At 65.1% G+C, this 14,151-nt stretch carries 15 protein-coding genes; 5 read left to right on the top strand and 10 right to left on the bottom strand.

The features are described from left to right. Positions 1 to 16: 16 nt before the first annotated feature. The 10 genes from IB268_RS28560 to IB268_RS28515 form a co-directional block, all read right to left on the bottom strand. Positions 17 to 826 carry an ABC transporter ATP-binding protein gene (locus IB268_RS28560; RefSeq protein ID WP_192355182.1) on the bottom strand — a complete coding sequence of 270 codons (810 nt, stop codon included), beginning with the start codon at positions 824 to 826 and terminating at the stop codon, positions 17 to 19. Next, positions 823 to 1,866, bottom strand: coding sequence for an iron ABC transporter permease (locus tag IB268_RS28555; protein ID WP_175161283.1), 1,044 nt, complete (start codon positions 1,864 to 1,866; stop codon positions 823 to 825). Before IB268_RS28555 ends, IB268_RS28560 begins: the two co-directional genes overlap by 4 nt. Then, a complete protein-coding gene (gene ybgF / locus IB268_RS28550) occupies positions 1,866 to 2,555 on the bottom strand; it encodes a tol-pal system protein YbgF (protein WP_054458506.1) in 690 nt (229 codons plus the stop codon). The genes IB268_RS28555 and ybgF overlap by 1 nt, the downstream gene beginning before the upstream one ends. Before the next feature lie 85 nt (positions 2,556 to 2,640). Beyond that, positions 2,641 to 3,141, bottom strand: coding sequence for a peptidoglycan-associated lipoprotein Pal (gene pal, locus IB268_RS28545; RefSeq protein ID WP_042796384.1), 501 nt, complete (start codon positions 3,139 to 3,141; stop codon positions 2,641 to 2,643). A gap of 31 nt (positions 3,142 to 3,172) precedes the next feature. Continuing rightward, positions 3,173 to 4,495 carry a Tol-Pal system beta propeller repeat protein TolB gene (gene tolB, locus IB268_RS28540; protein WP_054458554.1) on the bottom strand — a complete coding sequence of 441 codons (1,323 nt, stop codon included), beginning with the start codon at positions 4,493 to 4,495 and terminating at the stop codon, positions 3,173 to 3,175. Between the two features lie 16 nt (positions 4,496 to 4,511). Then, entirely contained in the window at positions 4,512 to 5,633 is a 1,122-nt protein-coding gene (tolA, locus tag IB268_RS28535; RefSeq protein WP_192355181.1) for a cell envelope integrity protein TolA, read from the bottom strand. A 39-nt stretch (positions 5,634 to 5,672) separates the two neighbouring features. Further along, on the bottom strand, positions 5,673 to 6,131 hold the full coding sequence (locus tag IB268_RS28530; protein WP_054458509.1) for an ExbD/TolR family protein: 459 nt from the start codon (positions 6,129 to 6,131) through the stop codon (positions 5,673 to 5,675). After that, entirely contained in the window at positions 6,131 to 6,811 is a 681-nt protein-coding gene (tolQ, locus tag IB268_RS28525; protein WP_054458511.1) for a protein TolQ, read from the bottom strand. Before tolQ ends, IB268_RS28530 begins: the two co-directional genes overlap by 1 nt. Positions 6,812 to 6,813: 2 nt before the next feature. Further along, entirely contained in the window at positions 6,814 to 7,236 is a 423-nt protein-coding gene (gene ybgC, locus IB268_RS28520) for a tol-pal system-associated acyl-CoA thioesterase (protein WP_054458513.1), read from the bottom strand. 53 nt (positions 7,237 to 7,289) lie between these two features. After that, on the bottom strand, positions 7,290 to 9,017 hold the full coding sequence (locus IB268_RS28515) for a proline--tRNA ligase (RefSeq protein ID WP_054458515.1): 1,728 nt from the start codon (positions 9,015 to 9,017) through the stop codon (positions 7,290 to 7,292). 65 nt (positions 9,018 to 9,082) lie between these two features. Here IB268_RS28515 and IB268_RS28510 point away from each other — a divergent pair, with 65 nt between their 5' ends. The 5 genes from IB268_RS28510 to IB268_RS28490 all read left to right on the top strand — a co-directional run bounded on the left by IB268_RS28510 (position 9,083) and on the right by IB268_RS28490 (position 14,063). After that, entirely contained in the window at positions 9,083 to 9,655 is a 573-nt protein-coding gene (locus IB268_RS28510) for an RNA pyrophosphohydrolase (protein WP_042796390.1), read from the top strand. Continuing rightward, on the top strand, positions 9,636 to 10,322 hold the full coding sequence (locus tag IB268_RS28505; RefSeq protein WP_008157866.1) for a response regulator: 687 nt from the start codon (positions 9,636 to 9,638) through the stop codon (positions 10,320 to 10,322). Before IB268_RS28510 ends, IB268_RS28505 begins: the two co-directional genes overlap by 20 nt. Positions 10,323 to 10,352: 30 nt before the next feature. After that, positions 10,353 to 11,855 carry a sensor histidine kinase gene (locus IB268_RS28500; protein ID WP_119449443.1) on the top strand — a complete coding sequence of 501 codons (1,503 nt, stop codon included), beginning with the start codon at positions 10,353 to 10,355 and terminating at the stop codon, positions 11,853 to 11,855. A gap of 243 nt (positions 11,856 to 12,098) precedes the next feature. Next, a complete protein-coding gene (locus tag IB268_RS28495) occupies positions 12,099 to 12,527 on the top strand; it encodes a tripartite tricarboxylate transporter TctB family protein (protein WP_054458558.1) in 429 nt (142 codons plus the stop codon). Positions 12,528 to 12,533: 6 nt separating this feature from the next. Next, complete coding sequence (locus tag IB268_RS28490; RefSeq protein ID WP_042796392.1) at positions 12,534 to 14,063, top strand: tripartite tricarboxylate transporter permease; 1,530 nt, start codon at positions 12,534 to 12,536, stop codon at positions 14,061 to 14,063. The last annotated feature ends 88 nt before the right edge of the window (positions 14,064 to 14,151 follow it).

The following is a 14,151-nucleotide window of genomic DNA, read 5'->3' as shown; positions in this document are numbered from 1 at the left end:
TCGCGCCGTCTCGCGCTCAGTGCGGGTGTGCTTGCAGCCCGTCGATCAGCACCTGCCGCAGGCCGCGCGAGCAGGCCTCCACCCGTCCTTCCACCCCGTAGACCGCCGCCAGCGATGCCGGCGTGATCACATCCGCCGGCAGCCCCTCGGCGTGCACCCGGCCATCATGGATCATGACGGCCCGGTCGGCGTGCTGCAGCGCCACGTTCAGGTCATGCAGCACGATGACGCTGATCAGGCCGTGCTCCTGGGTTTCCTGCCGCAGCAGTCGCATGACGTGGAACTGGTAGTTCAGGTCCAGCGCCGAAAGCGGCTCGTCCAGCAGCAGTACGCGCGGATGGCGGATCAAGGCCTGCGCCAGTCCCACCAGTTGCTTCTGTCCGCCGGACAGCGAATCCAGGTACTGCAAGGCCAGATGGGCAATGCCCAGGCGCTCCAGCAGCCGGTCTATGGCGTGCATGTCCACCGGCGTACCCAGGCCGTCGCCGGCCTTGGCCGCCACCAGCACGGATTCGAACACCCGCAGGTGCACGGCGGCGGGCAGGCCCTGGGGCAGGTAGACCACGTGCCGCGCGCGTTCGCCGAAGCTTTGTCGCAGCAGGTCGCGGCCGTCCAGCGTGACGTTGCCGGCGCGCACGCGGACCAGGCCCGCCAGTGCCTTGAGCAGGGTGGATTTGCCGCTGCCATTGGGGCCGAGCAGGGCGGTCACCTGGCCGGCGGCCAACTCGGGTATCGACAGCGCATGCAGCACGTCCGTGCGTCCGTAGCCAGCGGTGAGGCCGCGCACGGATAGCGTCGTTGCAGAAGCGGTGCGCGGCGCGGTCATGGCATCTGCCGGCGCAGCACCACCGACGCAAAAAAGGGTATGCCGACCAGTGCCGTCACGATGCCTACCGGCACGATCACGCCCGGCATGAGGTTCTTGGAGGCGATCGACGCCAGCGACAGGATCACCGCGCCCACCAGCGCGCTGCCCGGCAGGAAGAACCGGTGGTCCTCGCCAAACAGCCGCCGCGCAATGTGCGGCGCGACCAGCCCGATGAAGCCTATCGTGCCGACAAAAGCCACGGCCAGCGCCGACAGCAGGCTGACCCGGGCCAGCGCCGCGACGCGCACGCGGCGCACGTCCACGCCGAAGCTGGCGGCGCGGTCTTCACCCAGGCGCAGCGCGGTCAGCTTCCAGGATTGGCGCATGGCCAGCGGCAGCGCCACGGCAAAGGCCGCAGCCAGCACGCCGACCGTGGTCCAGCTGGAACGCGACAGGCTGCCCATGGTCCAGAACACCAGGTTCTGCAGCGCCTCGGCGCTGGCCATGAACTGCACCAGCGACACCAGGGCATTGAAGGTAAACAGCATGGCAATGCCGAACAGCACCACGCCCGAGGTATTCATGCCGCCCCAGCGGGTCACGGCGTCCAGCATCAGCGCCGCCAGCAGCGCAAACAGGAAGGCGTTGCCCGCCACCAGCCAGCCGGCGGGGACGCCGGGCAGGCCCAGCTGCAGCACGATGGCCAGCGAGGCGCCAAAGGCCGCAGCGGACGACACGCCCAGCGTGAACGGGCTGGCGAGCGGGTTGTTCAGGATGGTCTGCATTTCCGCACCCGCCATTCCCAGCGCCATGCCGACCAGAGCCGCCATCAGCGCCGATGGCAGGCGGATCTCCCACACGATCACGCGTGTGGTTGGATCGGCCGCGGCGGGAGCCGTGAGCGTCTGCCACAGTTCGCCCCAGGGCAGGCCCGAAGGGCCGACCGTGAAGTCGGCCAGCAGCGCAATGAAAAGCGCCGCCAGCAGCAGGGCGATAAGCCCTGCCCGGCGGCGCAGGATGTGCTGGTAAGCGGCAACCGCGCTCGCGGCAGGCGGCATTACTGCAGCAGCTGCAGACGGCTCTTGGCCGTGTTGGCGGCCGGCGTGGTCGGGTAGTCGCGCACGATGCGCTGCAGCGTGGTCTTGGCGCCGGCGCGGTTGTTCATTTCGATCTGGCTGCCGGCGATGACCAGCAGGGCGTCCGGTGCGCGCGCGTTGTCCGGGGCCTTCTGCACCATGGCGTTCAACTGCTCGATGGCGCCCTTGAAGTCCTTCAGCGCATAGCGGCTGCTGCCCAGGTAGAACTGGGCGCTGGGCGCGAGCTGGCTGGCGGGGTACAGGGCGGTGAAGGCGGCCAGCGATTCGGACGCTTCTTTGTACTGGCCCTTGCGGAACAGATCGATCGCGCCGTCATAGGCGGCCTGTTCCTGGGGATCGCCAGCGGAGGCCCCCGGCGGATTGGCGCTGCCCGCCGCGCCGCCCGGCTTGGCCGAGGGCTGCTGGCGCGACACCAGTTCGAGTTGGTCGCGCAGTTGGGCGACTTCCTGCTGCAAGGCCTGGATCTGGTCGGCCAATTGCAGCTTGGCGCGCTGGCTTTGTTCGTTCTGCTGCTGCACCTGTTGGCGCAAGTCCAGGATGGCCCGGCGGGCTTCATCGTCGGAAAAAGCGTGGGCGGGCGCCGCAAGGGCGGCAAGCACCAGGCCGGTGGCCGCAATCAGAGGACGCAGGGACAGAACGTTATCGCGCATGAAAATTCCCGGTATAAAAACAAACGTCGGGACGGCCGGTTGACCGTCCCGACGCGTGGTAGGGCTCTAGACTATACGAAAAAGCTTAGCGGCGATAAACGATATCGGCGCGGCGGTTTTCCGCGAAGTCGGCTTCCGACGTGCCAGTCGCCTTCGGCTTTTCTTTACCGAAGCTGATGGTTTCGATCTGGTTGTCGCTGACGCCCAGCAGGGTCATCATGCGGCGCACAGCGTCGGCACGGCGCTGGCCCAGGGCCAGGTTGTATTCAGCGCCGCCGCGTTCGTCGGTGTTGCCTTCGATCTTGATGGTCTGCTGCTGATGCGAGGCCAGGTACTTGGCGTGGGTTTCGACCAAGCTGCGGTACTGGTCCGACACCGTGTAGCTGTCGAAGTCAAAGTACACCGAGCGCTGTTGCGCCAGGATGCTTTGGGGGTTGAAGGGATCAAGGATCTGGCCAGAGGCCGAGGATCCTTGGCCAGCGCCTCCGCCCTGACCCGCTTTATCGTCGAGAGGGACGGAGCTGCAAGCTGCCAGGGCGGCAGCCAGAGCGGCGATGGTTAGGCTTTTGGCAATGCGCGACTTCATGATAGTTCCTTTGCAAAGAGAGTCACACGTGTTATCGGGTAAATGGGCCCCAAGTCGGTTCACGTATTTCCCCATTCAGTACCGAAAGCGTCTGCCGTACGCGGCCATCGCTCGAGACACCAGCAAGCACGCTACGGCCATTTTGGATAGCTGCGTAGAGGACTTGCATTCCATTCGGCGCAAAACTCGGGGACTGATCGTCACGACCATCAGTCAACAAGGTCTCGGAGCCTGAGGACAGGTTCAACGATGCGATTCGAAACGCGCCGTCGCGTCTTGCAACGTACAGCAGCGTCGATCCATCGGGGGAAATTCGGGGTGATATGTTGTAACCACCATTAAACGTGAGGCGGCGTGCTTCGCCACCACTCGAGCCGGTCTGGTAGATCTGCGGCCCGCCGCTGCGGTCACTCGTAAAGATAATGGAAGCACCGTCTGGCGTAAAGCTCGGTTCGGTGTCAATCCCGGGAGAACGCGTAACTCGGGTCGGATTCGAGCCGTCGGTCGCGCCAACGATGTAAATTTGCGACAAACCATCGCGGGTCAGAGCCACCGCCAGCTTGCTGCCATCGGGCGACCAGCCGGGCGCACTGTTGTTGCCCTTGAAGTTGGCGACAGGCGAGCGGGCGCTGGTTGCCAGATTGTGCACGTAGACGACAGGTTTGCCGGATTCGAAGCTCACATAGGCGAGCTTGGAGCCATCGGGCGACCAGGACGGCGAAATGATGGGCTCGCGCGAACGCAGGGCGACCTGCGGGTTCTGTCCGTCGGCGTCCGCCACCTGCAGTTCGTAGGTGGCGCCCTTCTTCAGCACGTACGCGATACGGGTCGAGAAAACGCCCTTAACGCCGGTGATCTTCTCGTAAATGCGGTCGGCGATCTGGTGCGCCACGCGACGCAGTTCCTGCTCGGTGCCCGAGAACGCCACGCCGTCCAGCTGACTCTTCTTGACCGTGTCGGCCAGGCGGTAGCGCACGTCGTAGCGGCCGTCGGCGCCGCGCACGATGCTGCCGTAGGCGATGAAATCGGCGCCCTTGCCGCGCCAGTCGTCATGGGCGATGGGGGAGTCCACGTTCAGGCCGGAACCGGCGGCGTTGATCAGGCGGAACTGGCCCGTGCGGGTCAGGTCGGCGCGGATGACTTCGGCCAGGGCGCGGCCATGGGTGTCGTCGACTGCAAAATCGGCGATGGCCACGGGGTATTGGGTGGCGCCGGTACCGGAAATATCGACGCGCAGCTGCGCATGGGCGGGCTTGATGGCCATCAGGCAGGCCAGGGCCAGCATCAGCAGCCCGAGTCCATACGATCGCCAGAGAGCGAGGGGGGGTACTCGTCGGCTATAAGCGGGAGTCATATTCATCAATCTCCTGTCAATCATACATTCTGTACACAACGTCAATAATGGGTTCGTAGCGGCCCGTCGAGGGCTTCGGGAAGGGGTTGCAACGGCGGATGCCCGTCTCGACCGCACGGTCGAAGCCGGCATTGCCCGAAGAACTGGTCAAGGTGACGCCGTTGACCTTCCCGTCGGAACCTAACTGTACCCGGTATTGTGCCGTGGGATTTTCCGATCCGCTGCGGGGCGGGGGCGGATAAGCCACCCCGGGTTGCACGCAGGCGCGGACCTTGGCTCCATAGCCGCTGTCGCGTCCGCCGCCCGCCTGATTGCGGTCGGCCGTGCCGCCGGGGATGCCGGCGGCGCCCAGGGCGTCGTTGCGGAAGGCATCCTTCAGCGCCTTGTCGGCGGCGGCCTTCTTGGCGGCTTCTTCCTTGGCCTTCTTCTCGGCCGCGGCTTTCTTCTCGGCGGCAGCCTTCTCGGCAGCCGCCTTTTCAGCCTTTTCTTCCGCAGCCTTCTCGACAGCGGCCTTTTCGGCGGCAGCCTTTTCCGCCGCGGCCTTCTTGGCAGCGTCGTCCTTGGCCTTCTTCTCGGCGGCAGCCTTGTCGGCGGCGGCTTTCTCGGCGGCCTTTTCGGCAGCAGCCTTTTCAGCGGCCTGGCGTTCCTGCTCCAGGCGCTTCTTTTCCTTCAGTTCGGCCTGCTTGCGTTCTTCGTCGAGGCGCGCCTTTTCCTTGGCGGCTTCGGCGGCCTGGCGTGCCTTTTCCTCTTGCTCGCGCTTTTTCTTGGCTTCCTGCAGCGCGATCTCGGGATCGACTTCCTCGGTCTTGGGCTGGGCCTCGGGCTCAGGCTTGGGAGGAGGGGGCGGCGGCGGGGGAGGCTCGGGCGCCTTTTCAGGCTCGGGCTTCGGTTCCGGCTTGGGCTGCGGCTTCGGGGGTTCGGGTTGCGGCGTGGGCGGCGGGGAGTCGGGCGAGTTGCCGTCTGCCCAGAGCTGTACCTGCACGGGGCCGGGGCTCTCGGAGCGCCAGTTCACGCCAAAGATCAAGACGATCAGCAGCAGCACGTGCACGGCCACGGCCAGGATCAATGCCTTCCGGTTGTCGTGGTTGGGCGGGGTGGCCGGGGGGCCGCTGCGGTGTCGGATTATGGGTGGCGTCATGAGCGTTGCATGCCGGCGGCGCCGGCGGAAGGCGTCGCGTTAGCGTTTTTTCGCGGGAGCAGGCTGGGATGCGCCGGCGGACTGGTCCACCAGCAGACCCAGGCGGGTGATGCCGCTGGTGCGAAGTTCATCCATGACCTTCACGACCGTCTCGTAGGGCACCTTGCCGTCGGCGGCGATGACCACCGGGGTTTCCGCGGTAATTCGCGAACGCACTTGCGCCACCAGTTCGGGGCGCGCGATGTCCTGCATGGTGGCGCCGGGTTCGCGCACGCGCAGGGCGATCTTGCCGTCTTCCGAAATCTGGACTTCCAGCGGCTTGACCGGCACGTCCGAGGCCGCGCCAACGGAGGGCAACTGGATCAGGCCGGGCGTGATGAGAGGGGCGGTCACCATGAAGATGACCAGCAGCACCAGCATCACGTCAATGTACGGCACCACATTGATGTCGGCCTTCATGCGGCGGCCGGACCTGCCGCGTGAGCTTACCGAGGGCATTAGCGCACCTGCCGTTGCAGAATGTTCAGGAATTCATCGACGAAGCTGTCGAAACGGATCGAGATGCGATCGATGTCGTTCGTGAAGCGGTTGTAGGCGACCACGGCGGGAATGGCCGCGAACAGGCCGATGGCGGTGGCGATCAGCGCTTCCGCGATGCCGGGAGCCACCGAGGCCAGGGTGGCCTGCTGCATGTTCGACAGGCCGATGAAGGCGTGCATGATCCCCCAGACCGTACCCAGCAGGCCGATGTAAGGGGACACGGAGCCGGCCGAAGCCAGGAAGTTCAGGTGCGATTCCAGCGAATCCATCTCGCGCTGGTAGGCGGCGCGCATGGCGCGGCGCGGGCCGTCCAGCAGGGCGGTGGCGTCGCCGGAGGCATTGCCGCGGCGGGCTTTCAGGAATTCGGTCATGCCGGCATCGAAGATGCGAGCCAGCGCGCCTTGCTCGTCGCGGCGCGAGGCCACGGCCTGCTGCAACATGGACAGGTCGCCGCCCGACCAGAAATCGTCTTCGAAGCGGCGGGTCTGGGCATGGGCCCGCTTGATCGCCAGCCGCTTGGCGAAGATATAGGTCCAGGACATGATCGAAATGCCCAACAGCATCAGCATGATCAGCTGGACCGGCACGCTGGCGTGCGAAATCAGCGAAAGCAACGACATGTCGTTGGTGACTTGCATGGTTATTCCTGAATGAATTCCAGTTTGGCGCGAACGTCAGCCGGCAACTCCGCCGGCCGCATGTGAACGGCATCGACGCAGCAGACTTGGATGTTGCCTTCGGCAAGCAGTTCCCCGTCGCGTTCCGCGCGTTGCGCGAAGTGTATCGAAGCGCGGCCCAGTCGTGTGACCCGGCTGCGTATCGTCAGTAAATCGTCCAGCCTGGCCGGCTTGCGGTAGGACATGTCCAGGGAGCGGACAACGAATAGACGTTGCTCGCTGACCGCCAGGTTGGACTGGTTGACCCCCAGGTCGCGCAGCCACTCGGTGCGTGCGCGCTCCAGGAATTTCAAGTAGTTGGCGTAGAAAACCACTCCGCCTGCATCCGTGTCCTCGTAATAGACACGGACCTGCAGGACGGATTCGGCGGACTTCGGATCGGTCACGATGGATAGGAAAGGGCAGTCGGGACGCGGAAAGTCCGTAGTTACTATAAAGTTTACAGCGTGTCGAGTTTCGTCAGCACGGCTTCAAGCGCGGACTCTACCGGAATCTTGGCCGCTTCGGTTTCCCGACGGGCCTGCAATTCCACCACACCATCGTTCAGCCCGCGTTCTCCAACTGTTACACGCAGCGGCGCGCCGATCAGCTCCCATTCAGCAAACATCACGCCCGGGCGGGCATCGCGGTCGTCCAGGATGACGTCCACGCCGCGCGCCAGCAGGGATTCATAGAGCTTTTGCGCGGTGTCACGCACGGTTTCACTTTTGCCCCAGCCGACCGGGCAGATTACCACTTCGAAGGGGGCGATCGCGCGCGGCCAGATGATGCCGCGGGCGTCGTGGTTCTGCTCGATGGCCGCGCCCACGATGCGGGTCACGCCGATGCCGTAGCAGCCCATTTCCAGGACGGCGGGCTTGCCGGTTTCGTCCAGGAAGGTGGCCTTGAGGGCTTCCGAGTACTTCTTGCCCAGGTAGAACACGTGGCCGACTTCGATGCCGCGCTGGATCGACAGGGTGCCCTTGCCGTCCGGCGAGGGGTCGCCGGCAACCACGTTGCGCAGGTCCGCCACCAGTTCGGGCTCGGGCAGGTCACGGCCCCAGTTCACGCCTTGGATGTGGAAGTCTTCCTTGTTCGCGCCGCAGACGAAATCGGCCATGTTGGCCACGGTGCGGTCGGCAATGACGTGCACGGGGCGGACGGTCTTGACCGGGCCCAGGTAGCCCGGCTTGCAGCCGAAGGTTTCGACGATCTCGGTTTCCGTGGCGAAACGGAAGCCCGCCAGGCCGGGCAGCTTGCCTGCCTTGATTTCATTGAGTTCGTGGTCGCCGCGCAGCAGCAGCAGCCAGATGTCGGCGCCTTTCTCGCCGTCGGTGGCCAGCACGATGGACTTGATCGTGCGCTCCAGCGGCAGGCCCAGCAGCTTGGCCACGTCTTCGCACTTGGCGGCGCCCGGCGTGGGCACTTCGGCCATGGCCTGGGCGGGTTCGGCGCGGGTGGGGTACAGGCCGGGGGCCTCGGCCAGTTCCATGTTGGCGGCGTAGTCCGAGTCGGCGTTGTAGACCAGCAGGTCTTCGCCGGTGTCGGCGATCACCTGGAATTCGTGGCTGCGGGTGCCGCCGATCGAGCCCGTGTCAGCGGCCACGGCGCGGAATTCCAGGCCCAGACGGCCGAAAATCCGCATGTAGGCGTTGAACATGGTGTCGTAGCTGGCCTGCGCGCCGGCTTCGTCGCGGTCGAACGAATAGGCGTCCTTCATGGTGAATTCGCGGCCGCGCATCAGGCCGAAGCGCGGGCGGCGCTCGTCCCGGAACTTGGTCTGGATGTGATAGAAGTTCACCGGCAGCTGGCGATAGCTGTGGATTTCATTGCGCGCGATGTCCGTGATGACTTCCTCGGACGTGGGCTGCAGCACGAAATCGCGCTGGTGCCGGTCCTTGATGCGCAGCAGCTCGGCGCCGTATTGCTCCCAGCGGCCCGACTCCTGCCAGAGCTCGGCCGGCTGCACCACCGGCATCAGCAGCTCGATCGCACCCGCGGCGTTCATTTCTTCGCGGACGATGGCCTCGACCTTGCGAATGACTTTCAGCCCCAGGGGCATGTAGGTGTAGATGCCGCCCGCGAGCTTGCGGATCATCCCTGCCCGGGTCATCAGCTGATGGCTGGCGACTTCGGCTTCGGAAGGGGCTTCTTTGAGGGTGTTGATGTGGTAGTTGGATGCGCGCATGTTTAAAGGTGGCTGCAGATACGTATAATCGATCGTAATTGTATTGAATTCGGTGGGGGTGGCCCATGCTTGACCGCGAAGGCTACCGCCCCAATGTCGGCATCATTCTCGTCAACGGTAGAAACGAGGTCTTTTGGGGCAAGCGTATCAGGGAACATGCCTGGCAGTTCCCCCAAGGCGGCATCAAGTATGGCGAAAGCCCGGTGCAGGCCATGTATCGCGAACTCCATGAAGAGGTGGGCTTGAAGCCCGAGCATGTCCGTATTTTGGGGCGTACACGCGATTGGTTACGTTATAACGTGCCCGATCACTTCGTCCGGCGTGAGTGGCGTGGCCACTATAAAGGACAAAAACAGATTTGGTTCTTGTTGCGCCTGGTAGGACGTGACAGTGACGTGTGCTTGCGCGCGACGCAGCATCCGGAATTCGATGCCTGGCGCTGGAGCCAGTATTGGGTGCCCCTGGATGCCGTGATCGAGTTCAAGCGCGACGTCTACACCCAGGCGCTGAACGAGCTGTCGGCTATCCTCTTCCGGCGCCATCACGAAACCCGCTACTTGCGCCAGCGGGTGCACGGGCAACGGGCGGCAGAGAATCTGCCCGAAGGAACGGACGGTCATGCGCATATTGTTGGTTGAAGACGAACGGGACATGGCGTCCTGGTTGATGCGCGCGCTCGCCCAGAGCGGGTTCGTGCCGGACCACGCGGCCGACGCCCGCACCGCCGAAGCCTTCATGGCCGGTACCGAATACGACGCCATCGTCATGGACTTGCGCCTGCCCGACAAGCACGGCCTGGTGGTGCTGCGTGAAATGCGCAACCGCGACGACCGCACCCCCGTGCTCCTGCTGACCGCCCAGGGCGCCTTGCAGGACCGCGTGCGTGGCCTGAACCTGGGCGCGGACGATTTCCTCACCAAGCCTTTCGCGCTCGAGGAACTGGAAGCGCGCCTGACGGCGCTGGTGCGCCGCAGCCGCGGCCGCCAGCATCCGCGCCTGCAATGCGGTTCGCTGTCCTACGACAGCGAAAGCCGCGCCTTCACCCTGGACGGCTCGCTGCTGTTCCTGACCCCGCGCGAGCATGCCGCCCTGGCTGCCTTGCTCACGCGCAGCGGCTATCCGGTGGACAAATCCCAGCTGTTCGGCAAGGTCTTCACGCACGACAGCGAAGCCAATCCCGACGCCATCGAGGTGGTGCTGCATCGGCTGCGCAAGAAGCTGGCTGGCAGCGACGTGCGCATCGTCACCGTGCGCGGGCTGGGCTACATGCTGGAAAGCGTCGCCAGCGAGTCCGCGGAATCCTGAGTGAGGCTGCGGCTATCCGAGCTGCCGCGCGTGGGCATCCGCGCGCTGCTGATCATTCTGCTGCTGCCGGGCGTGATCATGCTGCTGGTCGTGGACAGCGTGAACGACTACCGCACGCTGGCCGAGATCACCAACGAAGCCTACGACAGCGCCCTGGTCGAGCCGGCCCGGGTGCTGGAAAGCAGCCTGGAATTCACTGCTGACGGCAACCTGCAGGTCGCTACGCCGCTGTACGCGCAGGTGATGCTCGAGTCCCGCGCTGGCCTGCGCAAGTATTTCCGCATCGAAGAGATCGATCCGCCGCTGCCGGACGGCGCCGCCGTGCCCACCGAGCCCGGCAAGACTTTGCTCGGCATGCCGGAAATGCCGCGTCCGCCCACCTGGCCGCGTTCCAACAGCCAGCCGATTTTCTACGACAGCGTCTATCGCAACGATCCCGTGCGCGTCGTGGCCGTCGTGCGCGACCTGTACTACCAGGGTCAGCACCGCCAGGTGCTGGTCGTGGTGGCTGAAAGCACAGGCAAGCGCATCGAGGCCGAGAACAATGCCCGGCGCCAGGAAATCCTGCGCGACACCCGCATGCTGGCGCTGGTCGCGCTGCTGGTGTGGTGGGGCGTGTCGTGGGCGCTGAAGCCGCTGCGCCGCCTGCGTAACGACATCCGCGCGCGCCGCCCCGACGACCTGACGCCCCTGGACGCCTCGCGCGTGCCCAGCGAAGTGGCGCCGCTGGTCGACGCGGTCAATCACCATATCGCCCGCTACCGCCGCGTCCTCGACGAGCAGTCGCAGTTCCTGGCCGATGCTTCGCATCAATTGCGCACGCCGCTGGCCATCATGCTGACGCAGGCGCAGTATGCGCTGCGCGAACGCGATCCGGCGCGGGCGCAGGAGGGCCTGCGCGGCATCGTCGACCAGCTGGGTCGCACACGTCGCCTGACTGAACAGCTGCTGTCGCTGGCTCACGCCAACCAGGCCGACCAGTTGCCGCGGCAACTGCTGGACATGAACGCCGTCTCGCGCGAGGTGGTGCTGCAATATCTGCCGCTGGCGCACGAAAAACAGCAGGACCTGGGCTGGGTACAGGCGGGTTCGGAAGAGGGCCAGGAAATCCCCGCGCCGGTGTCGGGCAACGAGGCCGAACTGCACGAAGCCTTGTCGAACCTGGTGCACAACGCCATCCATTACGCGCCCGCGGGCGCACGCATCACCGTGTCGGTCTGCTGCCACGACAACCGCGCCGAGGTCGCTGTTTCCGACAACGGGCCGGGGCTGGACCCGATACTGCGCCAGCGCGCTTTCGCGCGTTTCGAGCGGGTCGGCACGGACAAGCCGGTCGCCTCGTCGGGCTCGGGCCTGGGCTTGGCGATTGCCCGCGCCTACGCGCGCCGCAACGACGGTGACATCGAACTGCGCGACGGCGAACCGAACGCGCAAGGCGGCGTTGGCCTGGCCTCCGTGCTGTGGCTGCCGTTGGCGTCCACGGTCTCCCAATATCCTCGTCCGCTCGATGTCGAGCTCAAGGGCGATCAGTAACTTCTCCCCATTTCCGCAGTCATGCGCGGCTTCCGTTCAGGGATAACCCCTGAATTCAGGAACGCGACAGCGCACAGAAAGCGGATTAGCAGCTTCCTTCCGTAATCTGCGTCCGGGCCTGTCGCCAGGCACCGGATGGCGCTCGTTTCGCGGGTGCGTCCCGGCCAGGCACACGGCCGCACCACGAAGGAGGATGAAGTGCAAAAGACAATCAATAGAAAGGACTATTACGGCGGAGCGCTGATGGTCCTCATCGGGCTGGGGGCGATCTACGGTGGCACCGACTATCACATCGGCACCCTGAGTCACATGGGGCCGGGCTTTTTTCCCGCGGCGCTCGGCGGCCTGTTGGCGCTGACCGGCGTGCTGATCGCCATCTCGGCGCGCTCGGGTGAATCGTCCGCGCCTGCGCCCGGCGACGGCCATGCCCACGGCCTGCCGGACTTCCGCGGCGGCGCCTGCATCCTGCTGGGCATCCTGGCTTTCCTGCTGCTGGGCCATTACGGCGGTTTGCTGCCTGCCACGTTCGCCATCGTTTTCATTTCGGCGCTGGGCGACCGCAACAACACGATCAAGCAGGCTCTGCTGCTTTCGATCGCCATGACCGTCATCGCGGTCGTCGTCTTCTGGTGGGCGCTGCAGCTGCAGCTTCCGCTGTTTCGCTGGGGTTGAAGCGCCATGATTTCGCAATCCTTGATGGACCTCTGGTACGGCTTCGGCGTCGCCTTCCAGTGGCATAACCTGATGTGGTCGTTCTTCGGCGTGCTGGTGGGCAACCTCATCGGCGTGCTGCCCGGCATGGGCGCGCTGTCGGCCATTTCCATTCTGCTGCCGCTCACCTACGTGATGCATCCGGTGCCGGCCATCCTGATGCTGGCCGGCATCTTCTACGGTTCGCAGTACGGCGGCGCCATCGGCGCGATCCTGCTGAATCTGCCTTCGCATCCGCCGCACGCGGTCACCTGCCTGGACGGTTATCCGCTGACCAAACAAGGCAAGGGCGGAACGGCGCTCGGCATCACGATGATCTGTTCGTTCTTCGCCGCGTCGGTGGGGATCATCGTCATGATCTTCGCGTCTCCGCTGCTGGTCGAAGTCGCGTTCAAGTTCGGTCCCACCGAGATCTTCTCGATTATGTTGCTGGGCCTTTTGGCCGGCGCCACCATGTCGCGCGGCTCGCCGCTCAAGGGCGTGGCGATGACCTTGTTCGGCCTGATGTGCGGCGTGGTGGGTACGGACGTGAATACCGGCACCATCCGCTTTTCGTTCGGGCTGCTGGACCTGTCCGACGGCCTGGAGCTGGTGGCGATTTCCATGGGCCTGTTCGGCGTTGCCGACTTCCTCATGAGCGTCAACCGCATGACCATCATCGGCAGCGGCGCCAAGCTGCGCCTGCGCGACATGCGGCCCAGCAAGCAGGAGCTCAAGACCGCCTTCTGGCCTATGGTGCGCGGCACGGCGGTAGGCACGCTGTTTGGCGCCATGCCCGGCACCGGTCCTACCATCACCACCTTCGTGGCCTATGCGCTGGAGCGCAAGATCTCCAAGACGCCCGAGAAATTCGGCACCGGCATGATCGCCGGCGTGGCGTCGCCGGAAGCGTCCTCGCACTCCAAGACGCAGGTCGACTTCATCCCCACGATGAGCCTGGGCATCCCCGGCGACGCCGTGATGGCGCTGATCCTGGGCGCGCTGCTGATCCAGGGCATCCAGCCCGGCCCGCAACTGATCACCGAGCATCCGGACATCTTCTGGGGCCTTATCGCCAGCTTCTGGGTGGGTAATGTGCTGCTCATGGTGCTGAACGTGCCGCTGATCGGCGTGTGGGTGAAACTGCTGCAGGTACCGTACCGCTATCTGTTCCCGTCGGCGCTGTTCTTCATCGCGGTGGGCGTGTTCAGTACCCAGAACAGTCTCTTCCAGATCTGGGAAGTGCTGGCTTTCGGTGTGATCGGCGCCATCCTCATGACGCTGGAATTCTCGGTTGCGCCCATCCTGCTCGGCTTCGTGCTCGGCCCCATGGTCGAAGAGAACTTCCGCCGGGCGTTGCTGCTGTCGCGCGGCGATCTGGCGGTGTTTGTGGAGCGCCCGATCAGCGCGTGGTTCATCGGTGCGAGCGCCTTGCTGGTCCTCCTGCAGGTGTGGGCCTTCCTGCGCCGCAACAAGAACAAGGGCAAAGGCAAGCCCGAGGTGCCGCAGGCGGCCTGAGCGCTTTTCCGTTTGCCTGCACGCGGCCCGGCTACATGCCGGGCCGTTTGATTTGTGCGGCGGCATCCCTCATGCTTGAGGCTTCCCC

The sequence above is a fragment of the Achromobacter sp. ACM01 genome, from assembly GCF_014851745.1.
Lineage (GTDB): Bacteria > Pseudomonadota > Gammaproteobacteria > Burkholderiales > Burkholderiaceae_B > Achromobacter > Achromobacter aegrifaciens.
Note: the sequence above shows the minus strand (reverse complement) of the source record. Positions and strands in the feature narration are given on the sequence as shown.

Excerpts from the sequence above, each read along its gene's own strand:
- IB268_RS28560 (WP_192355182.1), bottom strand. The coding sequence starts at position 826 with ATGACCGCGCCGCGCACCGCTTCTGCAACGACGCTATCCGTGCGCGGC.
- IB268_RS28555 (WP_175161283.1), bottom strand. The coding sequence starts at position 1,866 with ATGCCGCCTGCCGCGAGCGCGGTTGCCGCTTACCAGCACATCCTGCGC.
- ybgF (WP_054458506.1), bottom strand. The coding sequence starts at position 2,555 with ATGCGCGATAACGTTCTGTCCCTGCGTCCTCTGATTGCGGCCACCGGC.
- pal (WP_042796384.1), bottom strand. The coding sequence starts at position 3,141 with ATGAAGTCGCGCATTGCCAAAAGCCTAACCATCGCCGCTCTGGCTGCC.
- tolB (WP_054458554.1), bottom strand. The coding sequence starts at position 4,495 with ATGACTCCCGCTTATAGCCGACGAGTACCCCCCCTCGCTCTCTGGCGA.
- tolA (WP_192355181.1), bottom strand. The coding sequence starts at position 5,633 with ATGACGCCACCCATAATCCGACACCGCAGCGGCCCCCCGGCCACCCCG.
- IB268_RS28530 (WP_054458509.1), bottom strand. The coding sequence starts at position 6,131 with ATGCCCTCGGTAAGCTCACGCGGCAGGTCCGGCCGCCGCATGAAGGCC.
- tolQ (WP_054458511.1), bottom strand. The coding sequence starts at position 6,811 with ATGCAAGTCACCAACGACATGTCGTTGCTTTCGCTGATTTCGCACGCC.
- IB268_RS28515 (WP_054458515.1), bottom strand. The coding sequence starts at position 9,017 with ATGCGCGCATCCAACTACCACATCAACACCCTCAAAGAAGCCCCTTCC.
- IB268_RS28510 (WP_042796390.1), top strand. The coding sequence starts at position 9,083 with ATGCTTGACCGCGAAGGCTACCGCCCCAATGTCGGCATCATTCTCGTC.
- IB268_RS28505 (WP_008157866.1), top strand. The coding sequence starts at position 9,636 with ATGCGCATATTGTTGGTTGAAGACGAACGGGACATGGCGTCCTGGTTG.
- IB268_RS28495 (WP_054458558.1), top strand. The coding sequence starts at position 12,099 with ATGGTCCTCATCGGGCTGGGGGCGATCTACGGTGGCACCGACTATCAC.
- IB268_RS28490 (WP_042796392.1), top strand. The coding sequence starts at position 12,534 with ATGATTTCGCAATCCTTGATGGACCTCTGGTACGGCTTCGGCGTCGCC.